Annotated in this window: 19 protein-coding genes, 2 tRNA genes and 1 pseudogene; 17 read left to right on the top strand and 5 right to left on the bottom strand. The window is 67.9% G+C overall.

Annotated elements, in window-relative coordinates:
* Positions 1-75: 75 nt before the first annotated feature.
* Positions 76-261 (bottom strand): hypothetical protein, encoded by a 186-nt coding sequence (locus V3W46_RS16110; RefSeq protein ID WP_331784154.1) that lies wholly within the window; start codon positions 259-261, stop codon positions 76-78.
* Between the two features lie 191 nt (positions 262-452).
* Between V3W46_RS16110 and V3W46_RS16105 the strand changes: the two genes are divergently transcribed.
* The 5 genes and pseudogenes from V3W46_RS16105 (at position 453) to V3W46_RS16085 (ending at position 4,991) form a co-directional block, all read left to right on the top strand.
* Positions 453-1,160: a hypothetical protein gene (locus V3W46_RS16105; RefSeq protein WP_331784153.1), complete on the top strand. Its 708-nt coding sequence runs from the start codon at positions 453-455 to the stop codon at positions 1,158-1,160.
* A 56-nt stretch (positions 1,161-1,216) separates the two neighbouring features.
* Positions 1,217-2,041 carry a YcnI family copper-binding membrane protein gene (locus tag V3W46_RS16100; protein WP_331784152.1) on the top strand — a complete coding sequence of 275 codons (825 nt, stop codon included), beginning with the start codon at positions 1,217-1,219 and terminating at the stop codon, positions 2,039-2,041.
* Positions 2,034-2,783: a copper resistance CopC family protein gene (locus V3W46_RS16095; RefSeq protein ID WP_331784151.1), complete on the top strand. Its 750-nt coding sequence runs from the start codon at positions 2,034-2,036 to the stop codon at positions 2,781-2,783. The genes V3W46_RS16100 and V3W46_RS16095 overlap by 8 nt, the downstream gene beginning before the upstream one ends.
* Positions 2,784-3,064: 281 nt before the next feature.
* Positions 3,065-4,123: pseudogene (locus tag V3W46_RS16090) on the top strand (Rv2578c family radical SAM protein); the annotation flags it as partial.
* Positions 4,124-4,382: 259 nt separating this feature from the next.
* Positions 4,383-4,991 (top strand): thymidine kinase, encoded by a 609-nt coding sequence (locus tag V3W46_RS16085; RefSeq protein WP_331784149.1) that lies wholly within the window; start codon positions 4,383-4,385, stop codon positions 4,989-4,991.
* Positions 4,992-5,062: 71 nt separating this feature from the next.
* Here the strand turns inward: V3W46_RS16085 and V3W46_RS16080 are convergent.
* The 3 genes from V3W46_RS16080 to V3W46_RS16070 form a co-directional block, all read right to left on the bottom strand.
* Positions 5,063-5,136 (bottom strand) — tRNA-Pro (locus V3W46_RS16080).
* A gap of 82 nt (positions 5,137-5,218) precedes the next feature.
* Positions 5,219-6,169, bottom strand: coding sequence for a metallophosphoesterase (locus V3W46_RS16075; protein WP_331784171.1), 951 nt, complete (start codon positions 6,167-6,169; stop codon positions 5,219-5,221).
* Between the two features lie 106 nt (positions 6,170-6,275).
* On the bottom strand, positions 6,276-8,789 hold the full coding sequence (locus V3W46_RS16070; protein ID WP_331784148.1) for a transglycosylase domain-containing protein: 2,514 nt from the start codon (positions 8,787-8,789) through the stop codon (positions 6,276-6,278).
* Positions 8,790-8,838: 49 nt separating this feature from the next.
* On the opposite strand from V3W46_RS16070, the gene V3W46_RS19675 reads away from it, so the two are divergent.
* Together V3W46_RS19675 and V3W46_RS16060 are read left to right on the top strand one after the other, a co-directional pair.
* A complete protein-coding gene (locus V3W46_RS19675) occupies positions 8,839-9,135 on the top strand; it encodes a hypothetical protein (RefSeq protein WP_443069994.1) in 297 nt (98 codons plus the stop codon).
* On the top strand, positions 9,132-9,602 hold the full coding sequence (locus tag V3W46_RS16060; protein ID WP_331784147.1) for a RidA family protein: 471 nt from the start codon (positions 9,132-9,134) through the stop codon (positions 9,600-9,602). The genes V3W46_RS19675 and V3W46_RS16060 overlap by 4 nt, the downstream gene beginning before the upstream one ends.
* 178 nt (positions 9,603-9,780) lie before the next feature.
* Here the strand turns inward: V3W46_RS16060 and acs are convergent, their stop codons facing one another.
* Entirely contained in the window at positions 9,781-11,769 is a 1,989-nt protein-coding gene (gene acs / locus V3W46_RS16055; RefSeq protein ID WP_331784146.1) for an acetate--CoA ligase, read from the bottom strand.
* 558 nt (positions 11,770-12,327) lie between these two features.
* Between acs and V3W46_RS16050 the strand changes: the two genes are divergently transcribed.
* From V3W46_RS16050 to V3W46_RS16005, 10 genes are all read left to right on the top strand, one after another.
* The gene (locus V3W46_RS16050; protein WP_331784145.1) at positions 12,328-13,644 is read left to right on the top strand and encodes a TadA family conjugal transfer-associated ATPase; all 1,317 of its coding nucleotides are present in this window, start codon (positions 12,328-12,330) and stop codon (positions 13,642-13,644) included.
* 109 nt (positions 13,645-13,753) lie between these two features.
* The gene (locus tag V3W46_RS16045) at positions 13,754-14,695 is read left to right on the top strand and encodes a hypothetical protein (RefSeq protein ID WP_331784170.1); all 942 of its coding nucleotides are present in this window, start codon (positions 13,754-13,756) and stop codon (positions 14,693-14,695) included.
* A 109-nt stretch (positions 14,696-14,804) separates the two neighbouring features.
* Entirely contained in the window at positions 14,805-15,008 is a 204-nt protein-coding gene (locus V3W46_RS16040) for a DUF4244 domain-containing protein (protein ID WP_331784144.1), read from the top strand.
* Positions 15,005-15,415 carry a TadE family type IV pilus minor pilin gene (locus V3W46_RS16035; protein ID WP_331784143.1) on the top strand — a complete coding sequence of 137 codons (411 nt, stop codon included), beginning with the start codon at positions 15,005-15,007 and terminating at the stop codon, positions 15,413-15,415. Before V3W46_RS16040 ends, V3W46_RS16035 begins: the two co-directional genes overlap by 4 nt.
* On the top strand, positions 15,412-18,828 hold the full coding sequence (gene topA, locus V3W46_RS16030) for a type I DNA topoisomerase (protein ID WP_331784142.1): 3,417 nt from the start codon (positions 15,412-15,414) through the stop codon (positions 18,826-18,828). Before V3W46_RS16035 ends, topA begins: the two co-directional genes overlap by 4 nt.
* Positions 18,825-19,445 carry a dTMP kinase gene (gene tmk / locus V3W46_RS16025; protein WP_331784141.1) on the top strand — a complete coding sequence of 207 codons (621 nt, stop codon included), beginning with the start codon at positions 18,825-18,827 and terminating at the stop codon, positions 19,443-19,445. The genes topA and tmk overlap by 4 nt, the downstream gene beginning before the upstream one ends.
* Before the next feature lie 82 nt (positions 19,446-19,527).
* Positions 19,528-20,742: a DNA polymerase III subunit delta' gene (locus V3W46_RS16020; RefSeq protein ID WP_331784140.1), complete on the top strand. Its 1,215-nt coding sequence runs from the start codon at positions 19,528-19,530 to the stop codon at positions 20,740-20,742.
* Positions 20,739-22,310 (top strand): alpha/beta hydrolase, encoded by a 1,572-nt coding sequence (locus V3W46_RS16015; protein WP_331784139.1) that lies wholly within the window; start codon positions 20,739-20,741, stop codon positions 22,308-22,310. The genes V3W46_RS16020 and V3W46_RS16015 overlap by 4 nt, the downstream gene beginning before the upstream one ends.
* 64 nt (positions 22,311-22,374) lie before the next feature.
* Complete coding sequence (locus tag V3W46_RS16010) at positions 22,375-23,034, top strand: TetR/AcrR family transcriptional regulator (RefSeq protein ID WP_331784138.1); 660 nt, start codon at positions 22,375-22,377, stop codon at positions 23,032-23,034.
* A 35-nt stretch (positions 23,035-23,069) separates the two neighbouring features.
* Positions 23,070-23,142: transfer RNA gene (locus V3W46_RS16005), tRNA-Thr, on the top strand.
* Positions 23,143-23,164 lie beyond the last annotated feature (22 nt).

Raw genomic sequence — 23,164 nt, 5'->3', positions numbered from 1 at the left:
CATCGAGTTTGCGCACATGGCTGTCATTAGGGCTCTTAGCAGCCATCTGCGCAGAACGGCGCCCGGGGGAGCCGCTCAGGCGCGGGGCTCGAAGGCGGCGGCGACCTCGGCGATCCACTCCGCCGACCAGGTGAGGGCGCCGGAGGCCAGCGCGTCGACCTGCGCATCGACCCAGGCGAGCTCGGCGCGCGGCACGGCGACGCGATAGTCGTCTTCGAGAATGAACAGGCGCGGCAGGCTCATCGCCGCCGCTCGGGCCATCGAGCCGGTGATGGTGCGCAGCCTGTCGTCGAGTAGGAGGAGACGGGTTTTGACGGGCAGCTTGGCTCACAGGGGTGAGAGTACGACGGGCGGGGGTGCAACCGGGCGGGGGCGAGGGCGCACACACCCCGCACGCCGTGAGGGGGCGGGGTACATAGACTGGTTGCCGTGACGGCGAAGGTAGAAACGGCATGAGCAGCAGGGCGGCGCGCACCCTGCGCGGCCTCGGCGCTGCCGGGGTCGCCGTCTTCGTGGCCGCGTTCTCGCACGTCGCCGGCGGTGGTTCGGCGCCGGGCTCGGTGGGCCTCCTCCTCGCCCTGGCATTCTCGGCGGTGGTCTGCGTCTTGCTTGCCGGCAAGACGCTCTCTCTTCTGCGCCTCAGCATCGGTGTCGGGCTGAGCCAGCTCGCCCTGCACCTCCTCTTCTCGGTCGGCACGCCGGTGGGCGGCATCGGCGCCAGGGCGACCGGTATGGCGGGCATGACCGGCACAGCAAACACGACCTCCATGCCCGGCATGGGCTCGATGGGCTCGATGGGCCACGGCTCCGGCGCACCCGACCTGCTCGCGCTGCTGCTGAACGGCGGTACCGCCACGCAGGGCGCCGGTCACGCTCTCAGCGCCGTCGACTGCAGCTGGATGTGGCTCGCCCACCTCGTGGCGGCTCTCGTCACGGTGTGGGCGCTGCGGCGGGGTGAGCAGTCCATCGTGAGTGTGATCGAGAGCGCGCGGATGTACGTTCTGCGCCTCGTACGCGTCGTCTACGTCGAGCGCCCCACGCCGCGCACGCCCAACGGGGTGGTCGTCTCACGTGACCCCGGGCATCCACGAGCCCTCTGGATACTGATCGGCCGCCTGCGGCACCGTGGCCCGCCCGTGTGGCAGTTCTCACTCGCCTAGAACTGTTCACATTGTCGGCTGCCGTATGAGCAGCCGAGAGACGGAAACCCTCACAAATGAAGAAGAAGACGATCGCGCGCGCGATCACTGCAGCAACCGTGACGCTCGGCCTGGCGGTGGGTGTGCCGCTGGCCGCCAGCGCCCACGTTCCGGTCACGCCGAATCAGGCGACGGCCGGGAGCTACGCCACGCTCACGTTCAAGGTGCCGACCGAGTCGGCGACCGCCAGCACGGTGAAGGTCGAGATCGACTTTCCGACTGACACGCCGTTCGGCAGCATCTCGTACCAGCCGATCAGCGGATGGACGGCGAACGTTGTCACCTCGACCCTCGCCACTCCGGTCACGACCGACGACGGCACCATCACCGAGGCACCGACTCAGATCACCTTCACGGCCGATGGAGCCGCCGCGATCGCGCCGGGGCAGTTCCAGCAGTTCGTGGTGTCGGCGGGGCCGGTGCCCGACACCGGAAGCGTGATGTTCCCGGTGCATCAGACCTACTCAGACGGCACGGTGGCCGACTGGGTCGACGCCACTCCGGCCTCGGGCGTGGAGCCGGAGAACCCGGCGCCGACGCTGTACATCACTGACGCGCCGCCGGCCGAGGCGGGGGCCGGTGCTGCGGCCGGGGCGGCCTCCGGCTCTGGCTCGGCGTCGGTCTCGGCGACCGATGGCGCCGCCGCAGGCTCCGGCGGTGACGGCTCGGTGATCACGCAGGGCACGGCAACCGTCACCTCGACGACGAGCAGCACCGAGGCCGTGGCGCTCGCGGTGGGCATCGCGGGGTTGGCGCTCGGCGCGGTCGCGCTCGTGGTGGCGGTGTTCGCGGTGACGCGGGCACGCGGGCGCTCCGGTGCCGGGAGGTCGTCGGGTGAGTGAGGGCGGCGCGCGCGGCCGCCGCGGCGCGGGGATGGCGCGGAGCGAGCACGCGGCGAAAGAGAGCGGCGCGCGCGGCCGGCGCGGCCCGAAGGTGCTGGCGAGCATCCTGGGCGTGGGGCTTGCGGCCGCGCTGGCGCTGGTTCCGGTGACGAGTGCGAGCGCGCACGACTACTGGGTCGACAGCAACCCCGAGCCCGACTCGACCGTGACCGCACCGCTGTCGACCGTGACGGTGACGTTCAACGACGTCATTCTCGACCTGACGGGTGACGGCGCCTCGGCGGTGGTGGAGGTCACGGGGCCCGACGGGGCATCCACTCATTTCGAGACTGGATGCCCGACCATCCTCGGGCGCACGGTCTCAGCCCCGGTCGACCTCGGCGCCGCAGGGAAGTACCAGGTCAGCTGGCAGATCGTGTCGTCTGACGGGCATCCGGTGTCGAATTCGATCAGCTTCACGTACGCGCCTGCCGAAGGCACAGCAGCGACGCCCTCCGCCGGCAGTGCGAGCGGGCCGGCCTGCGGCAGTGCGGTCGGGTCGACGTCGGTGGCGGCGCTGCCGACGCAGACTGCGGGGTCGGGGGTCGATCCGTGGCTGATCCTGGGTATCGCCGGCGGCATCGTGGTGCTGGCGATCGCCGGCGTGGTGCTGGTGCTCGTGCTGTCGCGGCGGCGTCCCGCTGCGGCCGGTGACGACCCGGGTGATGGCGACCAGACGGGTGGCGGGGCATCCGGGGGGTGACACCGATGCGTCGGGGCGGCGGAAAGTTTCTTGAGAAAGTTCCAATCCGAGAGCCCGAGGGCGCCGAATAACCCATCGTGCCGAGATCCAGGTCTCTAACTGCGATGGAGACCTCTCGGCGCACGTAGACACCGGGCGTTTCCCGCGGTTGACACCCCTCACCGCGGGGAGCGCCCGGTGTCGTTTCCCCACACGGCCACGTGCTTCGCGTGTTCCGCGTTTCGGCTCGGCACGCTGGCAGCGAGGTTGACGCCCGTTCGAATATATGTTCGAATGTTCGCATGCGGTGGAGCACACAACAACTCGGGGTCGACAGCGCCGACGCGCTGCCCGGGCTCGCGCGGCTCAACAACCTGGTGCGCAGCGTACAGACCCCCGAGTTCGCCGGAATCACCTTCCACGAAGTGCTGGCGAAGTCGGCGTTGAACAAGGTTCCCGGGCAGAGTTCGATGCCCTTCGGCTACACGATCAACCCCTACCGGGGCTGCAGCCATGCCTGCACGTACTGCTTCGCTCGGCCGACGCACACCTATCTCGACCTCGACGCCGGGCACGACTTCGACAGCCAGATCATTGTGAAGGTCAACGTGGCCGAGGTGCTGGCGAAAGAGTTGACGAAGCCGTCGTGGGGCAGGCATCCGGTCGCTCTCGGAACGAACACCGACCCCTACCAGCGCGCCGAGGGCCGCTACAAGCTCATGCCGGGCATCATCGAGGCGCTCGCCGACTCGGGCACACCCTTCTCCATTCTCACCAAGGGAACCCTGCTGCGGCGCGACCTCCCCCTGCTCGCCTCGGCGGCACGGCAGGTTCCGGTCGACCTCGCCCTGTCGATCGCGGTCTACGACGACGAGTTGCAGCAGTCGATCGAACCGGGCACGCCCACCGCGAAGGCCCGACTGACGACGGTGTCGGCGGTTCGGGATGCCGGGCTCGACTGCTCCGTCTTCATGATGCCGATTCTGCCGTACCTCACCGACACCACCACGCACCTCGACTCCGCCCTGGCCCAGATCAAGGCGGCAGGAGCGACGAGCGTGCTGTACACGGCGCTGCACCTGCGCCCGGGCGTCAAACCGTGGTTCATGCAGTGGCTGGCGCGTGAGCATCCAGAACTCGTGGAGCCGTATCGCAGCATGTACTTCGGGGCGACGTCGTACGCGCCGAAGGAGTACCGCACATGGCTCGCGGCGCGCATCAGGCCGCTGATCGCGCGGCATGGGCTGGTTCGCGGCGAAGAAGACGCGTCGACGGGTGGAGTGCGGTCGAGTGCGCTGGCGCAGGGTGTGGGTGCGGCGGGGGCCGCTAGTGCCGTGGGCGCCGTGGGTGCGGCGGGGGCCACGAGTGCCGCGGGTGCGGTGGGTGCGGCGGGCGCGGTGAGTGCAGCGGGTGCGGGCGCGGGCGCGCCGCAGAAGGGCGGCCTGGTGGCGCTCGGGTTTCTGCCCCGCATGGACGACGAGACGATCTTCACGCTCGACGACGGGCGCATCGTGAAGACGCGGTCGCGCCTGGATGCGCAGCCGAAAGGCGTCGCCGAGGGTGCTGTGGCGCCTGCGGCCGACCCGCCGACGCTGTTCTGAAAAGCCCTAGGCTTTAGCGGTGGCAAAACTCTACTTTCGGTACGGCGCGATGAACAGCGGAAAGAGCACGGCGCTGCTGCAGGCCGCGTTCAACTACGAAGAGCGCGGGCACCGCGTGCTGATCGCGAAGCCGGCGAAAGACACCCGCGGCGACCGGCAGATCGTCTCGCGGCTCGGGGTGACGCGCAACGTCGACTTCCTGGTCGAGGCCGGCGAGTCGCTTCGTGAGGCCTTCGCGCGGCACAGTGCGGCTGTCGGGGGAGTCAGCTGCCTGCTCATCGACGAGGCGCAGTTTCTCACCCGGGCGCAGGTCGATGACGCGCTGCGCATCGCGTTGATCGATGGCGTTCCGGTGCTGGCGTACGGAATCCGCACAGACTTTCTCACCGAGGCCTTCCCGGGCAGCGCCCGGTTGCTCGAGGTGGCGCACAGCCTCGAAGAGCTGAAGACCATCTGCCGCTGCGGCCGAAAGGCCATCTTCAACTCGCGACAGGTCAACGGTCGGTTTGTGTTCGACGGCGCCCAAGTGGCGATCGACGGCGACTCCGTCACGTACGAGTCGCTCTGCGGCGCCTGCTACCTCGAAGAGAGCGGCGGGATGCTCGGCGCCACCACCCTCGTCGGCTGACCCGCGAGTGCGACCTAGTCGCTCCCGGGTGAGACGCGAAAGGCCACCTCGCGGTGGCCTTTCACGTTGTGTCGGGGTAACAGGATTTGAACCTGCGACCTCGTCGTCCCGAACGACGCGCGCTACCAAGCTGCGCCATACCCCGATCGATCTTCGTACTGGCGTGAACCGGCCCGAACAACTTATCTAGAATACCTGATGTTTGGGGTGCTGCGGTACGCCGTGTCTCAGTGCGCCGGTGTGAGGGTCAGCAGCGTCGCCTCGGGCAGGCACGCGAAGCGAACCGGGGCGTAGATGGAGGTTCCGAGGCCGGCCGACACGTTGAGGTAGGCCGCCCGGCGGCCACGCCGCCAGATGCTCAGCCCCTTCACCTGCTTGCGCGGAATGTCGCAGTTCGTGACGAGCGCGCCGAACCCGGGCACGCACACCTGGCCGCCGTGCGTGTGGCCCGAGAAGATGACGTCGGCGCCGTGGTTCACGAACGAGTTGAGCACTCGCTGGTAGGGCGCGTGGGCGACGCCGATGGTGACCGTGCTGCGGTCGAAGACGGTGTTGTTCTGGTTCGCGTTGTCGTCGTCGGATTCCTCTTCGCGCAGGTCGTCGAGGGCGCCCGAGATGAGCTCGAGCTTGTCGTAGTGACGGTGCGGGTCGTCGACGCCGAAGAGCTCGATGTGCGTGCCGCGGATGTCGAGTGCGGCCGCCGTGTTGTTGAGGTCTTTCCAGCCGAGCGAGGCGAAGATGGCGTGTTCGCGCTCGATGTCGAGTGCCTCGGGCTCGGGGTGAGCCTTCGACGGCCCGAGAAAGTAGCGCAGCGGGTTCTTGAAGCCGGGCGCCCAGTAGTCGTTCGAGCCGTTGACGAACGCGCCGGGGATGCCGCGCAGCGGTTCGAGCGCATACTCGAGTGCGTCGTAGCTGTCGGTGTGCCCGAGGTTGTCGCCCGTGTCGATGATGAGGTCGGGCTTGAGGTTCGCGAGCTGGCGAATCCACTGCTGCTTCTGGTGCTGCCAGGGCGCGAGGTGGAAGTCGCTCAGATGCAGCACCCTGATCGGATGCGCACCCTTCGCCAGCACCGGGGCCGAGACGCGGCGCAGCGTGAACAACCGCCGCTCGACGAGCGAGCCCCACGCGAACGCCCCCACGCCCGCGGCAGCAACGGCCCCGAGGGCTGTCGCGGCCACGGCTGCCCCCGATGCGGAGCGGGTGGATGCGGGCGCCACCTCGACGACAGCTGTTCTCGTGCCGGCGGTCGCCGGCGTGGTGCTGGCCGGGCTCACTCGCTGGTTTCTACTTCTTCGGACATATGACAAGGCTAACGCCCGTCGTGGAGGGGTTCACGAGCCCCGCCCCCGGTGTCTGGCTCACAACCGTATTGGCCTTGCAGGTCGGGTCGGGACTGACGCTGGTGCTGACCGAGAATCCCTTCAGCGCGTCGGTTGCATCTGAGATCGAGCTGCCGGTCGTGTCGGGCAGGCTCTTCAGTTTGCCGTTGCTGGTGTAGACCGTGACGTTCGAGCCCTTCGTGATGCTCGAGCCGCCCGGAGGGTCGGTGCGGGCGACCTGTCCGGCTGGCCTGTCGGAATCGACGTCGCCACCGTCGCTCGGCACGAAACCGGCGTTCTCGAGGCGGGACTGTGCGGCATCCATCGACTGGCCCGACACATCGGGCACCGTGATGGAAGTGCCGTTCGTGAGGTTGCGGTCAGGCGTGGAGAAGCTGTCACCGCCGTAGGCGTCGGCCGTGTTCTTGTAGAAGTCTCGCCACATCAGCAGCCGCGACAGGCCGCTGTAGATGTTGCCGCTGCCGGGTCCGTCGATGGCGGTGTGCCTGATCGAGACGTGGCCGGTGACGTTGCCCGTCCACGATGCCGTCACCAGCTTGGTCGTGCCGCCGACCAGCCAGATGCTCTCTTCGTTGTCGGTGGTGCCGGTCTTGCCGGCGTGCGAGGTGCCGTCGTAGGGGTTGGCCGGGGTGGCCGTTCCGCTCTGGATGACGCCCTGCATCGCGTAGGTCGCGGCGACCGCTATCTTCGGGTCGATGGCCTGCGTGCACGTCGACTTCGGAACGTCGACCGGGGCGCCGGTGGCGTCGGTGATGCTGTCGATGGCGACCGGAGTGCAGAACATGCCCTTGTTGATGACGCCGGCGTAGGCCGCGGCCATGGTCAGCGGGGCGATCTCGTTGGTGCCGAGCACCGCGGTGATGTTGGTCTGCAGGGGGGTGTTGTCGGCGCGGTGCACGCCGAGGGCTTTCGCCACGTCACGGATGTCGCAGGCATCGAGCTGCTGCGACATCGCGATGAACGCGTTGTTCACCGACTCTTCGAACTGGGTGAGAACGGATGCCCGGCCACCGGCCTCGCCTGCGTCGTTCTGCGGGGTGTAGGTTCCGCCACCCGTGCCGTCGCAGTTTCTGAAGCTCGACATGTTGAACTTCTGGCCGTTCGCGCCGTTGACGATATCGCCGAGGGAGTGCCCGGTCTGCAGCCAGTTGATCAGGGTGAAGAGCTTGTAGGTCGAGCCGACCTGGAAGCCCGTCGACCCGCCGTAGTCGACGTCGGTCGAGTAGTTGACCGACGTAGAGTCGGCCGGAGCAGCGGGGTCTTCGGAGAAGTTCTTGTTCTGCGCCATGCTTGTGACGCGGCCCGTGCCGGGTTCGACCGTGACGAGTACTGCGCCGAGATCCATCTGCGGGTCGTCGTAGGGAATGTAGTACTTCACGGTGTCGTCTGCAGACTTCTGCAGGTTCATGTCGAGCGTGGTGGTGATGTGGTACCCGCCGGTGTTGAGGGCGTGCTCACGGGCATCCGCCGTCGCACCGAACGTGGGGTCTTGCTCGATGATCTTCTTGACGTAGTCGCAGAAGAAACCGGCACCGTCGATGGCCGTCTGGCAGCCGGTCGACGGCTCGGTGATGTTCGGGGTCACCGGGGTGGCGATGGCGTCGGCGTACTGCTGCTGCGTGATCGTGTGCTCTTTGAGCATCGAGGCGAGCACGTCTTTGTCGCGCCGGGCCTGGTTGGCCGCGATGTTGTCGGGGTCGTCGATGCGCAGGCCCTCAGGCTCGTTGACCGTAGCGATGAGGCTGGCGGCCTGGGGCAGCGTGAGGTCTTTGGCGCTCACGCCGAAGTAGTACTCGGCGGCGGCCTGGATGCCGTACACCCGCCCACCGAACAGCGAGATGTTGAGGTACCCGAGCAGGATGTCGTCTTTGCTGTACTCCTTCTCGAGGCCGATGGCGAGCTTCATCTCTTTGAGCTTGCGATCGAAGGTGGTGGCCGTGGCTTCGGCGTAGGCGGCCTTCTCCTGGTCGGGGTCGGTGATCGCCTCGGCGCGCTGCACCAGGATGTTCTTCACGTACTGCTGCGAGATGGTGGAGGCGCCCGACTGGATGTCGCCGGCCACGAAGTTGCCGATCAGGGCGCGGGTGGTGCTCTGAACATCCACTCCGCCGTGCACGTAGAAACGCGGGTCTTCGGTGGACACCAGGGCGTCTTTGACGTACTGGTTGATGTCGTTCCAGCCGACGGTCTGGCGGTTCTGCTCGAAGAAGGAGGCCAGCAGCACCTCAGAGCCGTCGGGGTTCTTGCCGTACACGCTCGACGTCTGGCTGAGGGCGTCGGGCTTGATGTAGCCGGGCAGGTTCTCGAATACGCTGATGGTGCTGTTGGCACCGAGGCCAGTGACCGCGAGAGCCGGAGTGACCATGGCTGTGACGAGTACGCCGGCGATGGCGCTCATGCCCACAAGCCCGAGGATGGCTCCGACCGCGCCGCTAACCTTACGTTTGGGAGCAGACATAGAGTCGAGCCTAAGTTACAAAGCTGATAAATAGCCAAAGGAGAAGGTCTTGCCAGCAACATCTGCTAAGTGGGAGTACGTGACGACGCCGTTGATGATTCACAACACGGCCGCCATTCTCAACAACTGGGGCTCGGACGGCTGGGAGCTGGTGCAGATCATCGTCGGGCCTGAGGGCGGCATGGTGGCCTACCTGAAGCGGCCGTTGGCCGGCAGCGAGCCGGCAGCGGCCGCGGCTTCGGCGGCTGCTGCGGCGGGGTCGTGGAACGACGGGGCGGCCGGTGCTGGTGGGGGCGCGGGCGGTGCTGGCGGCGGCGCGGCCGGTGTCGGCGGGGCTGTCGCGTGAGCGCCGTGGCTGAGCGCCTGGCCGAGCTCGGCGTCGTCGTTCCGGCCGTGTCGGCGCCCGCCGGCGCCTATGTGCCGGCCATCGTCTCGGGCACGCTGGTGTTCACCGCCGGGCAGCTGCCCTTCGTCGGCGGCCTGCTCGGCCAGACCGGCAAGGTCGGCGAAGGCGTCGGCCTCGTCTCACCGTCGGAGGCGAAAGCGCTCGCCCAGATCGCCGCGCTCAACGCGCTGGCCGCCGTGCAGAGCGTGCTCGGCTCGCTCGACCGCGTGACGCAGATCGTGAAGGTCACGGGGTTCGTCGCCTCAGACCCGTCGTTCACCGGCCAGCCCGGCGTCATCAACGGCGCCTCGGAGTTTCTGGTCGACGTGTTCGGTTCGGCGGGCATCCACGCCCGCTCGGCCGTCGGTGTCGCCGTGCTGCCGCTCGACTCGCCGGTCGAGGTGGAGCTGATCGTCTCGTTCGAGTAGCGCGTACATAGACCGGGCCGTTTCGGGCCCGGTCTCGGTGGCCGCGCGCGGGGTCGAGCGCGTCAGCCGAGAGTGTCAGCCGGGCGCGTCGGCCGTGCACGTCAGTGTTGTCTGCGCGCGTCAGCCGAGAGCGATGGTCGAGCACGTCGGCGTCAGCCGGGCGCGTCAGCCGAGAGTGTCAGCCGACCGTGCCGCTGATGATCGACATGACCTGCGTGTCGGCGAGAGTGGTGGTGTCACCGATCTCTCGGCCCTCCGCCACGTCGCGCAACAGCCGGCGCATGATCTTGCCCGACCGCGTCTTCGGCAGTTCGGCGACGATGAACACCTGCCGGGGCCGGGCGATCGCGCCGATCTGCGACGCCACGTGCCCCCGCAGCTCGGCCGCCAGCGCCGACGTATCTACCGACGGGTCGTCGGCAGTGACCACGACCTCGCCGCCCTCGTCGGCACGCACGATCACGAAGGCGACCACCGCCTGGCCCGTTGTCTCGTCGCTCGCCCCGACGACCGCCGCCTCGGCCACCCGCGGGTGCGAGACGAGCGACGACTCGATCTCGGCGGTCGACAGTCGGTGCCCCGACACGTTCATCACGTCGTCGACCCGGCCGAGCAGCCACACGTCGCCGTCGCGGTCGAGTCGGGCGCCGTCGCCGGCGAAGTACTTTCCGTCGAAGGTGCTCCAGTACGTCTCGATGAAGCGATCGGGATCACCCCAGATTCCGCGCAGCATAGCTGGCCAGGGCTCGGCGACGACCAGCAGCCCACCGGAGTTCTTGCCGACGGGCTCGCCCCGATCGTCCAGAACCTCGATGTGGATGCCCGGCAGCGCCACCTGCGCAGACCCCGGCTTCAGCGTGGTGACGCCCGGAAGTGCAGAGATCATGATGCCGCCGGTCTCGGTCTGCCACCAGGTGTCGACGACAGGTGTCGTGCCGCCGCCGATCACATCGCGATACCAGACCCAGGCCTCTGGGTTGATCGGTTCGCCGACCGAGCCGAGCAGTCGCAGGCTGGTCAGGTCGAACTCGTCGGGGATGTGCCGGCCGAGCTTCATGAACGTTCGGATGGCGGTGGGTGCGGCATACAGGATGGTGACGCCGTACTTCTCGATGATCTCCCACCAGCGGCCGGTGTGCGGGCTGTCGGGGGTGCCTTCGTAGATGACCTGGGTGGCGCCGTTCGCGAGCGGGCCGTAGACGACATAGGTGTGGCCGGTGATCCAGCCGACGTCGGCCGTCGACCAGTAGACATCGGTTTCGGGGTGCAGGTCGAAGACGTTCTTGTGCGTGAACGCCGCCTGGGTGAGGTAGCCGCCACTGGTGTGCAGGATTCCCTTCGGTTTGCCGGTCGTTCCGCTGGTGTAGAGGATGAAGAGGGGTGTCTCGGCGGGAAACGGCTGGGCTTCGTGTTCGGTCTCGGCTTCGGCGATCTGGTCGTGCCACCAGAGGTCTCTGCCGTCGACCCACGCTACGTCGTTGCCGCCGCGCTTCACGACCAGAACGTGCTCGACTGTGGAGGGATTCTCCTCGCCGCCGATTGTGAGGGAGTCATCGACCGCTGGCTTCAGCGACGAGACCTTTCCTTTACGCCAGCCGCCGTCGGCGGTGATCACGAGCTTCGCCTGGGCGTCATCGATGCGGGCGCGCAGGCTCTCGGCACTGAACCCGCCGAACACCACAGAGTGGATGGCGCCGATGCGGGCCACCGCCAGCATCGAGATGACCGCCTCGGGAATCATCGGGAGGTAGATCGCGACCCGGTCGCCGCGTGAGATGCCGAGCGAGAGCAGAACAGTGGCAGCCTTCTTGACCTCGGCCGTGAGCTCGGCATAGGTGTAGGTTGCGCTGTCGCCGGGCTCGCCCTCCCAATAGAGCGCGATTCGGTCGCCGTTGCCTGCCAGAACGTGACGGTCGAGGCAGTTGTAGGCAACATTCAGTTCGCCGTCTTCGAACCACTGGGCGAACGGCGGGTTGCTCCAGTTGAGGGTGGTGGTGAACGGCGTGTGCCAGTACAGCAGCTCGCGGGACTGTTCGCCCCAGAAGGCGGGCCGGTCATCCGCCGCCCGTTCATACAGATCGGCCGTCGCGACAGCGCTCGCCTGAAAGCTCTGACTGGGCGCGAACCTTCGCGTCTCGTGAAGAAGGTTGTCGATGTTGCCGCTCATGGCGCTCCTTTGCTCCGTACTGCCATAAGCATTCTGCCGCACCGCGGTAGCGCTGCGCTGCGCCGGGTTGCAGCGAGCAGATGAACAAGGAGTTGTGCCACGTCTGCGGGGCGAATCAGACCGGCTCGACCATGAATCTTGGCAATTAGCTCGGTATTGCTGAGAATTCTCTGTTACGGTTTGCGCGCATGTTTCCTACAGGTAAACTCTTTTCTACCAAGTCGATTTTGACTTGGATGCACCGCAATCCTGATTCCCCCCAATCATGCGGTGCTACGGCGGCACCTTTTCCCCCAAATGGTGCCGCCCCCTTCATTTAACGGGTCTTTTCTCTTCTAACTCGTTTTTTCGCCTTCATCGGGTCGGTTCGTCCGTTCGACTAGCGGGTCGTTCGTGCCTTCGACGCATCTGTTCGCGGCACAGGTCTGGTTCGGGGTGGTTCGCCGTCGACCGCCCGCCGTCGACCGCCCGCCCTCCACAGGGGCGCGGGCCTGCGGTCTCTCCACAGTTGGTCGCCGTTCGTCGATCGGCTCACCGCGAACTTTCTACGCTCGCAGCATGACATCGACACTCACCGCCCCCTTCGTCGCCCGACGGATGCTCGCCCCGCCCCGTGGCGCAGTCCAGTCCCACGATCGCGCCATGGCCTCCGTGCCCGTCGAGGCGGTCGACGGGCGCCCTGGCGCGGCCCTCGACGAGCGCTTGGGCGCGCACCTTGACGAGAGGCCGGGCGCGGCCGACTTCGGGCCACTGGCGTCGTACCTGCGCGACCGATCGGTCACCGACGTGTTCATCAACGGCCCCGCAGACCTCTGGTTCGATCGCGGCGGAGGTCTCGTCCGTGACCCCACTTGGTCGTGTCCCGGCGAGGCGGAGCTGCGGCAGCTGGCTGTGCGGCTCATCGCGCTCGGCGGCCGCCACGTCGACGAAGCGAACCCGTGCGTCGACGTGCGGCTGCACGACGGGGTGCGGCTGCACGCCGTGCTCCCGCCCGCGGCGCCGCGGGGAACGGTCATCTCGATCCGCATCCCGCCCGTGACGAGGTTGCGGCTCGACGACCTCGACCAGAGCGCTTTCTTCTCCGGCAGCGTGAGCGTCGAACGAGTGCGCAGCGAGGTGGCCGCGCGGTCGAACATCCTGATCACCGGCGCCGGCGGTTCGGGCAAGACGACCCTGATGGCGGCACTGCTCTCGGAGGCGGCGGCGGACGAACGCATCGTCGCCATCGAAGACGTCTCCGAACTGCGGGTCGAGCATCCGCACTTCGTGTCTCTCGAAGCGCGGCAGGCCAACCTCGAAGGCGCCGGCGAGATCAGCCTCCAGCGGTTGTTGCGGGAGGCGTTGCGCATGCGACCTGACCGGCTCGTGCTGGGCGAGTGCCGCGGCCCGGAGGTGCGTGAGCTGCTCTCGGCGCTCAACACCGGTCATGACGGCGGTGCAGGAACGCTGCACGCGAACTCCCTGCCCGACGTCGCCGCGCGCATCGAGGCGCTGGGCGCCCTCGCTGGCCTGACGCCTGAGGCCGTCGCGCGCCAGGCGGTGAGCGCGATCCAGACAGTGTTCCACGTCGAGCAATCGGGCGGCCGGCGCCGTCTCGCCGCGGTCGGCCACCTGGCGCTGGATGCCCATGGTCGCCTCGTGGTGCAGAGTGGCCGGTCGCAGTCGCAGTCGCAGTCGCCGTCGCAGTCGCAGTCGCAGTCGCAGCCGGGGTCCGAGTCGCAGGCATCGCCGCTGTCGCCGTCGCCGCATCCGTTCGAGGCGACGGCGGTGTCGGCCGCGGAGTCGACGCCGGGCCGGTGGAGCGCGGGTTCCGGCGTGGGCGCGGCGCCCTACGACATCGGGTCGCTGCGAACCACTCGGGGGCGGCATGCGTGAGCAGACCGACGTGCGATCGCCACGATCGCCGCGGAGCCCAAGTGGGCGCACGCGGGCAGGAAGTGCGCGTCTCGACGACGTCGCCGCACAGGTACAGCGGCTCGCCGTGATGCTGGAGGCCGGCGTCTCGCCCGCTCGCGCCTGGGCCTATATCAGCGAGGGGGAGGGCAGCGAGCGCCTCGAGCCTGACGCTCCCGTCGATGGCGATGCCGGCACAGCAACCCGGGCCGGCGGAGTGCGTCGACAGGGGTACAGCGTCGCGCTCGCGGTGGCCGGCGTGGCCGAGCGCGGAGCGTCCATCGACCGGGCGATCGCCACGGCAGCCCTCGCCTGCGATCCCCGCACAAGACAGGCGTGGAACACCGTGGCAGCCGCCTGGCTGGTCGCCGCCGAGAGTGGCGCGCCACTCGCCGTCTGCCTGCGCGATCTGTCGAGGGCGCTGCTCGAGCTGGGCGATGTGCAGCGTTCCGTCGATGTGGCCCGCGCCGCACCCGCTGCGACGAGCAAGCTGATGACGCTGCTTCCGCTGGTCGGGCTCGGCTTCGGAGCTCTTCTGGGTTTCAACACTCTGGCGACCCTGTTCACCACCCCCGCCGGCCTCGTGTGCCTGGTGGCCGGACTACTTCTGCTGCTCGCCTCCGCGCGCTGGAGCGCCCTCCTCGTGCGCTCGAGCCTACCCCGAACCGCCGCAGCCGGGCTGGCCGTCGAGCTGATGGCCATCGCCATGTCGGGTGGATGCTCGGTCAGCCGTGCCCGCGAGATCAGCAGCCACGCCCTATCCACATATGGCCTCGCCACCCGCGGTGACGATCGCCGAGTGGATGCCGTGACCGAGCTGGCCCGTCGAGCAGGTGTTCCGGCTGCCGAACTCCTGCGTGCCGAAGGCGCGCAGGCCAGACGGGAGGCCCTCACTCACGCGCAGAAGCGCGCCGCCGCGCTCTCGATTCGACTCATGCTGCCGCTCGCCTTCTGTGTGCTGCCCGCCTTCATGCTTCTGGGCGTCGCTCCGCTGCTGCTCTCGGTGGTGACCTCGACCTTCTCCTCCCTCTGACGCACGACCTCAGTCCATAGACCCGAACCAGCAGCGGGAACGACCTCCCTGAAGCACCGCAACCCGAATGGCCACAACCCCCATGACCCCACACCAGAAAGAAGGAACCATGAACCTCTCGAAGACCCGATCTGCGCTCCGGCGTATCTCGGCCGCTCTGGCCGACGAAACAGGCTCGGTGACCGCCGAGTACGCCATCGCCACGATGGCCGCCGTCGGTTTCGCCGGACTCCTGGTGGTGATCCTCCGCGGAGACGAAGTGCGCGGCATGCTCACCGACATGATTCACCGCGCGCTGACGGTGGCCGGGTGACTCCGCTCCTTCTGCGCGGCACCGGCCGACGTGGTGTGCGCGGTGTGCGCGGTGCGCTACGGTCGGCACTCGCCGACGACAGCGGAACGGTGACGGCCGAGTTCGCGGTGGCCCTGCCGGCGGCGGTGGTCGTGTTCGCGCTGGCGGTCGGCGCCGTTCAGGCGTCGGCCCTGCAGGTGCGTGTCGTCGACGCGGCATCGGTGGCTGCCCGAACGCTCGGACGAGGAGCGGCGGCGGGTGAGGCCGACGCCCGCGTCGCCCAGCTCGTCGGAGCGCACACACTCTCGACCTCGGCTGACGGCGACTTCGTGTGCGTCACCGTCACGGCCCCGATCGCCTTTGCAGCGCTCGCGGCCGCCGGGGTAGACGTCTCCGCCCGGTCCTGCGCCCTGGCGGGCGGCCAATGACCGGCCCGCTGTTCGACTCCATGAGGCGGCGGTCGCCGATGGCGCTGCTGCGGGATGATCGGGGCTCCGGCTCGGTGATCGCGCTCGGCCTCATGGGGTTCGTGCTCGGTCTGTCGGGGCTGGTGCTCACCGTCGCGTGGGCTCTCGGCGTGAAGCACTCGGTGCAGACCGCGGCCGACGCGGCGGCTCTGGCCGCGGCCGATGTCGCGTCGGGGGTGGTCGCCGGCATCCCGTGCGACGCCGCCGCTCAGGCGGCCAGTCTGAACGGAGCCACGCTCGACGCCTGCACGCTCGAGGGTGGCGTCGCGACCGTTCGAGTGTCGCGAACCATCCTGACGGTCGAGGTCGCAGACACTGCGAGGGCCGGCCCGGGCCCGACTGACGGATTACAAGAAGTTGTCAAGGATATAAGAGGAGTAGCTGCCAGTGCGGGTTCGATTAGGTATTGCACGGTACAGGGTGTGTATGGTGTGCCTGATGGGCCGAAGCGTCTCATCGAGCATCCCACCTCTTCACCACCGTTTCTAGGAGCATCCGTGCCAGGCCCGAGAAAGCTCGTCATCGTCGAGTCACCCACCAAGGTGAAGTCCATCGCCCAATACCTGGGTGACGGATACGAGGTTCAGGCCTCGGTCGGCCACATTCGAGACCTCGTGGAGCCCAAGAACCTGCCTCCGGAGCTGAAGAAGGGTTCGCTCGGCAAGTTCTCTGTCGACGTCGAGAACGGCTTCGCTCCCTACTATGTGGTCTCGGCCGAGAAGAAGAAGACGGTCGCCGAGCTGAAGAAGGCGCTGGCGAACGCCGACGAGCTCTACCTCGCAACTGATGAAGACCGCGAGGGCGAGGCCATCGCGTGGCACCTGCTCGAGGTTCTGAAGCCGAAGGTGCCGGTGCGGCGCATGGTCTTCCACGAGATCACCCGTGAGGCCATCGAGCACGCCCGAGACAACACCCGCGACATCGATGAGGCTCTCGTCGACGCGCAGGAGACCCGGCGCATCCTCGATCGTCTCTACGGATACGAGGTCTCGCCCGTTCTGTGGCGCAAGGTCGGCCCCGGCCTGTCGGCCGGCCGCGTGCAGTCGGCGGCAACCCGCTTGGTGGTCGAGCGTGAGCGCGAACGACTGGCGTTCACCGCCGCCAGCTACTGGGATCTGAATGCTGTGCTCGCCGACGCCGCGACGGCGGCCGACGCCGAGACCGTGCAGTTCGGTGCGCGCCTCGTGCGACTCAACGGCGACCGCATCGCCACCGGCCGCGACTTCGACGAGAACGGAAAGCTCAAGGGCAAGGCGAACCTGCTGACCGAAGGGCAGGCCAAGGCTCTCGCCGAGGCGGTGGCCCGCCCGACCACGACGATCGAGGTCGCCAGCGTCGAATCGAAGCCGTACACCAGGCGTCCGGCGGCGCCGTTCACCACATCGACGCTGCAGCAGGAGGCGGCGCGCAAGCTGCGCTTCTCCGCTCGCCAGACGATGAGCGTGGCCCAGTCGCTGTACGAGAACGGCTACATCACCTATATGCGAACCGACTCGCCGTCGCTGTCGCAGCAGGCGCTCACCGCGGCTCGCACGCAGGCCCGCGCCCTGTATGGAGCCGAGACGGTGCCCGACAAGCCACGCCTGTACACCGGCAAGGGCAAGAACGCCCAGGAGGCCCACGAGGCGGTGCGCCCCGCGGGGGAGACCTTCCGTACGCCGTCGCAGGTGGCCAGCGTGCTGCGCGGAAACGACTTCAAACTCTACGAACTGATCTGGAAGCGCACCGTCGCGTCGCAGATGGCCGATGCCAAGGGATCGACCGCCTCCGTCACCATCACCGCGGGCCCGACGGCCGTGGCGGGTCTCTCCGATTCGACCACCGCCGAGTTCTCGGCCAGTGGAACGGTCATCACGTTCCGCGGCTTCATGCTGGCCTACGAGGAGAGCCAGGACGAAGAGCGCAACGCCCCCAGCGAGCCCACCGAATCGAAGCTGCCACCGCTGGCCGCAGGGCAGGCGCTGAAGGCCATCACGGTCGACGCGGCCGGCCACGAGACGAGCCCGCCTCCGCGCTACACCGAGGCGAGCCTGGTCAAGACGCTCGACGAGCTCGGCATCGGCCGCCCTTCCACCTACGCCTCGATCATCTCGACGATCATCGACCGTGGGTACGTCACGCCCCGTGGGCAGGCCCTCGTTCCCAACTGGATCGCGTTCTCGGTCGTGCGCCTGCTCGAGGAGTACTTCGCCGAGCTTGTGAACTACGAGTTCACGGCCGAGCTCGAGTCAGACCTCGACAAGATCGCCGGCGGTGAAGAAGACCGAGTCGACTGGCTCAACGGCTTCTACTTCGGCAACGACGACCACAAGGGTCTTCGCGACGTGATCGACAACCTCGGTGACATCGATGCCCGGGCGATCAACTCGATCGCCCTGTCAGACGGCATCACCCTGCGCATCGGCAAATACGGCCCCTACCTGGAGGTGGCCGACACAGAGGCCGCCGATCCAGCGACGGGTGAGGTGCCGACTCCGCGACGGGTGAACATTCCGCCAGACCTCGCGCCCGACGAACTCACCCTCGACAAGGCGCACGAGCTGATCGATGCCCCGATCGTCACCGACCGCGTCATCGGCGTGAACCCGGCCAACGGCAAGACGATCGTCGCCAAAGACGGCCGGTTCGGTCCGTACGTCACCGAACTCGAGCCGGAACCCGTGACCGACATGGAGGCGACGATCGCGCTCGCCGAAGCGGCCGCGGCACTCATCGCCGACCCCGCCGACTCGGTTGTGGCCGCTGCCGGCGCGGCGAAGACGACCACGAAGGCTCCGGCCAAGAAGGCGGCCGCCAAGAAGCCCGCTGCGAAGAAACCGGCCAAGGCGGCGGCCGTCAAGCCGCGCACCGCGTCGCTCTTCAAGTCGATGGATCTCGCCGAGATCGACCTCGACACCGCGCTGAAACTGCTCGACCTGCCCCGCACCGTGGGCGAAGACCCCGAGCTGAAAGAGCCGATCACGGCTCAGAACGGCAAGTTCGGTCCGTACCTGAAGCGCGGCACCGACACCCGTTCGCTCGAGAGCGAAGACCTGATCTTCGAGGTCGACCTGGCCGGTGCCCTTGAACGGTTCGCCCAGCCGAAGTACGGGGCTCGCCGGGCATCCAGTGCCCTGAAAGACTTCGACGAGCCCGACCCCGAGAGCGGTAAGGCCATCAAGATCAAAGACGGCCGGTTCGGCGCCTACGTGACCGACGGTGTGACGAACGCCACGATTCCCAAGGCAGAGAGCATCGACGACATCGACTTCGACCGTGCCGTGCAGCTGCTCGCCGACAAGCGGGCGAAGGGTCCGGCGAAGCCGCGTGCCACGGCGAAGCGTGCCACCACGACGCGCAAGGCTCCGGCCCGAAAGGCTGCTCCCAAGAAGTGAGCGGCCTGTTCGTCACACTGGAGGGCGGCGACGGCTCGGGAAAGTCGACGCAGGCCGCGCTGCTCGAGCGATGGCTGGTGGATGCCGGGCACACCGTACTGCGCACCCGTGAGCCGGGCGGCACGGCGTTCGGCGAAGAGGTGCGCGAGATCGTGTTGCACAGCCGTGGCTTCATCACCCCGCGCGCCGAGGCCCTGCTGTATGCGGCCGACCGCGCCCAGCACATCGCCACGAAGGTGCGCCCGGCCCTCGAGCGCGGTGAGGTCGTGATTCAAGACCGGTATATCGATTCGTCGGTGGCGTACCAGGGCAGTGGGCGCGTGCTCGGACCCGACGAGATTCGCGCGGTGTCGGAGTGGGCGACCGAGGGGCTCAGCCCTGACCTCACCGTGCTCATCGACCTCGACGAGACCGCGGCGCGTGCCCGGCTCGACGGTGACCAGAAACGCTTCGACCGGCTCGAGGCGGAGAAGGACGACTTCCACCGGCGCGTGCGTGCCTCGTTCCTGGCGATCGCCGAGGCCGAGCCGGCGCGTTTTCTCGTGGTCGACGGCGCCCTCCCGCCCGAGGTGATCGCCGAGTCGGTGCGTGCGCGGGTGGAGGCCCTGCTGGGATGATCGCAGCGGTGGCAGCGGTGGCAGCGGTGGCAGCGGCGTTGTCGGCGGCCCCGCTGTCGGCCCCGCCGGGTAGGTTGTCTGTATGAGCGTGTGGGACGAACTGACCGGCCAGCAGGAGGCGATCGACCTCTTTCGTGCGGCCGCGAGCGACGCCGCGCCCGCCGCCATCGCTCTCACCCCAACCACCGCTCCCGCCCCCACCCGCACCCCGCACGCCGGCGCCATGACGCACTCGTGGCTCATCACCGGCCCCCCAGGCTCGGGCCGCTCCAACCTCGCCTACGCCTTCGCCTCGGCGCTGCTCTGCCGCTTCGGCGGCTGCGGGGTCTGCGCCGACTGCCGTCAGGTGGCGGCCCGCACTCACCCCGACCTCGCCGTGCTCACCACCGACCGCGTCATCATCTCCATCGAAGAGGTGCGCTCTCTCGTCACCAGCTCGCAGTTCTCGCCCTCGGTGTCGCGTTACCGCGTGATGGTCATCGAAGACGCCGATCGCATGGTCGAGCGCACCTCGAACGTCTTGCTCAAGGCGCTCGAAGAGCCGCCCGAGCGAACGGTGTGGATTCTCTGCGCCCCCAGCGAGGCCGATCTGCTGCCGACCATCCGTTCGCGTGTGCGCTCGGTTCGCCTGCGGGTGCCGAGCGCCGGAGACGTGGCGCGGCTACTCGAACGGCGCGACGGTGTCGACCCCGAAACCGCCGAACGGGCCGCGCGCGAGGCGCAGAGCCACATCGGTATGGCGCACCGGCTCGCGACGAACGAAGACGCTCGAGCGCGGCGGGATGAGACGCTCGACATCGCCCTGGGCATCCGGAGCGTGCCCGACGCGGTGCAGGCCGCTGCCCGACTGCTCGAACTGGCCAAAGACGACGCCGACGCGATCACCGAAGAGCGCGACGCCGAAGAGCGCGAGAGCACGCTGCGTACCCTCGGCGTCGAGTCGGGGCAGGCCGTTCCGTCGGGGTTGCGTTCGCAGGTGAAGGCGCTCGAAGACGATCAGAAGCGCCGTTCGACCCGCAGCCTGCGTGACGGCATCGATCGTATTCTCGTCGACCTGCTGTCGCTCTACCGCGACGTGCTGCTGCTGCAGCTCGGTTCGCAGCTCGAACTCATCAATCTCGCCATCGAAGCGCGCCTCGTCGCCCTGGCAGACGACATGGATGCTGCACAGACGCTGGCAATCATGGATGCGATTGCTGCGGCGCGGCTGAGAATCTCACGAAATGTCACCCCCGCGCTCGCCCTGGAGGCCATGCTTATCACCGCCCAGTCACCACAGCGAAAGGCACCACTGTGACCGTCTCACCACCCCGCCGCCGGCGCGCGTTCGCCCTGGTCGCCGTCGCGGCGGCCGCCGCTCTGGTGCTCTCGGGATGCTCGACCTGGTTCGGTACGGCGAACGGGGGCACGACGGGGCAGGCGGCGGGCGCATCGACGCCCACGGGCGAGAAGGTCGACGCCGCACTGCAGCCCTTCTACGACCAGTCGCTGCAGTGGGCCACCTGCAACGACACGTTCGAGTGCGCGACGGCGACGGTTCCGCTCGACTGGTCTGATCCGTCGGGGCAGACGGTGACGCTCTCGCTGATCAAGAAGCCGGCGAGCGGCAGCGGCCAGAAGCTCGGCACCCTGTTCGTGAACCCGGGTGGCCCGGGTGTCTCGGCCATCGACTTTCTCCGCGACAGCACCGACTTCGCCGTCGATCCGGTGCTCCAGGCGCAGTACGACGTGGTCGCCTTCGACCCGCGCGGCGTGGGTGCGTCATCGCCGGTGACCTGTGTCACCCCCGCGCAGATGGACGCCTACCTCTACGACATCACCCCCGGTGAGCACGGGTCTGCCGAGTGGCAGGCCGCGGCCAAGAAGACGGCGACCCAGTTCGGCGCCGGCTGCGAAGCGAAGACGGGCGCGTTGCTCGGGCACGTCGACACCGAGAGCACCGTTCGTGACCTCGACGCGCTACGGGCATCCGTCGGCGACACCGGCTTGAACTACCTCGGCTACTCGTACGGAACCTTCATCGGCAGCGAGTACGCCGACCTGTTTCCGACCAAGGTGAACCGCCTCGTGCTCGACGGCGTGGTCGACCCCACCTCGACCGGCTTCGACTCGACCATCGGCCAGGCCACGGGCTTCGAGGGTGCGATGCGTGCGTACCTCGCCGACTGCCTGTCGGGTTCGAACTGCCCCTTCTCGGGCACAGTCGACAATGCCGCCAAACAGGTTCAGACCCTGCTGAAGGCGGTCGACGCCAGCCCGATCAAGGCCAGCGACGGTCGCGAGCTCGGCTCGTCGACGCTGCTCACAGCGATCTTCTACCCGCTCTACAGCAAAGACAGCTGGCCCTACCTCTCGCAGATGATCGCCCAGGTCAAGCAGGGGCAGGCAGACGCGGCCTTCCAGCTGGCCGATGCCTACAACGGCCGAAACTCTGACGGCACCTACCAGAACAACCAGACCGAGGCGTTCACGGCCATCAACTGCCTCGACTACCCGGCCGTCACCGACGACGCCACGATTGCGAAGCAGAACGCCGAACTGATCGCGGCCTCGCCGACCTTCGGCCCGTGGTGGACGTACGGCGACATCGGCTGCGCGTCGTGGCCTGTGCCGGCGACCCGAACCCCTGCCCCGGTGAGCGCACCGGGAGCGAACCCCATTCTGGTGATCGGCACCACCGACGACCCGGCGACCCCTTACGAAGACGCCCAGTCGGTCGCCAAGCAGCTCGAGAGCGCCCAGCTGATCACGTTCGTCGGCGAAGGGCACACCGCCTACAACTCGTCGACCTGCGTTCACGGCATCGTGAACCAGTACTTTCTCACCGGAGCCGTGCCGAGCTCCGACCCGAAGTGCACGAGTTGAGCCGACCGGCGACCCGGTGCCCGCTGAGGGTGTGCAAGTTTGCGCTGTCTGCAATGATTGAGCTGTGACAGCGACGACGAGTGACACTGCGACGGTCGAACCCGGGCTGCGGGAGCGCAAACGAAAGGCGACCAGCCGCGCCATCCAGTTCGCCGTTCTCGAACTGAGCAACGACAGAGGCCTCGAGAACGTGACCGTCGACGACGTGTCACGCCGCGCCGACATCTCGCCGCGCACCTTCTTCAACTACTTCGACTCGAAAGAGTCAGCCGTTCTCGGCGAGTCGCACCTCAGCGGCCTGCCCGACGAGCTCGTCGAACGCTTTCTCTCGGCCGGGCCCGATCAGCCGGTTCTCGACGGCCTGCTCGACATCATGCTCGTGGTCGCCGTACCCGATACCGAAGACTTCGAACTGCACCAGCTGCGCAAGAAGGTGATCCACCGCTCGCCGCACCTGCTCATTCAGCGAATTAGCAGAATGCGCGAGTTCGAGGTCGAGTTGACGGCGGTGGTCGAGCGACGCCTCGAACGGGATGCCCAATCCGATCATCCCGGCGACGAAAACCCTGATCATCCACTCATTCACCAGCGTGCACTGCTGATCACACTTGTCGCCTTGGCGGCCATGCGGCACGCCTGGGGGTGCTGGGCGGAGTCGTCTGACAGCGCCTCGATGGCCGTGCTTCTGACCAACTCGTTTCGCGAGCTTCACACTCTCATATAGGCTTGCTTGCTGTGCCGGTGGCTGACACCGGGCACGCCGCCTTAGCTCAGTCGGTAGAGCGATTCACTCGTAATGAATAGGTCATCAGTTCGATTCTGATAGGCGGCCCCCTCCACACACCCCATGCATC

Origin of the sequence: Subtercola sp. YIM 133946, from assembly GCF_036553535.1 — a bacterium.
Taxonomy (GTDB): domain Bacteria; phylum Actinomycetota; class Actinomycetes; order Actinomycetales; family Microbacteriaceae; genus Subtercola.
Note: the sequence above shows the minus strand (reverse complement) of the source record. Positions and strands in the feature narration are given on the sequence as shown.

Bases quoted from the DNA above. Each gene is read 5' to 3' on its own strand.
- topA (WP_331784142.1), top strand. From the start codon at position 15,412: ATGACCGGCCCGCTGTTCGACTCCATGAGGCGGCGGTCGCCGATGGCG.
- V3W46_RS16040 (WP_331784144.1), top strand. From the start codon at position 14,805: ATGAACCTCTCGAAGACCCGATCTGCGCTCCGGCGTATCTCGGCCGCT.
- V3W46_RS16100 (WP_331784152.1), top strand. From the start codon at position 1,217: ATGAAGAAGAAGACGATCGCGCGCGCGATCACTGCAGCAACCGTGACG.
- V3W46_RS16070 (WP_331784148.1), bottom strand. From the start codon at position 8,789: ATGTCTGCTCCCAAACGTAAGGTTAGCGGCGCGGTCGGAGCCATCCTC.
- acs (WP_331784146.1), bottom strand. From the start codon at position 11,769: ATGAGCGGCAACATCGACAACCTTCTTCACGAGACGCGAAGGTTCGCG.
- V3W46_RS16050 (WP_331784145.1), top strand. From the start codon at position 12,328: ATGACATCGACACTCACCGCCCCCTTCGTCGCCCGACGGATGCTCGCC.
- V3W46_RS16110 (WP_331784154.1), bottom strand. From the start codon at position 261: ATGGCCCGAGCGGCGGCGATGAGCCTGCCGCGCCTGTTCATTCTCGAA.
- V3W46_RS16105 (WP_331784153.1), top strand. From the start codon at position 453: ATGAGCAGCAGGGCGGCGCGCACCCTGCGCGGCCTCGGCGCTGCCGGG.
- V3W46_RS16045 (WP_331784170.1), top strand. From the start codon at position 13,754: ATGCTGGAGGCCGGCGTCTCGCCCGCTCGCGCCTGGGCCTATATCAGC.
- V3W46_RS16020 (WP_331784140.1), top strand. From the start codon at position 19,528: ATGAGCGTGTGGGACGAACTGACCGGCCAGCAGGAGGCGATCGACCTC.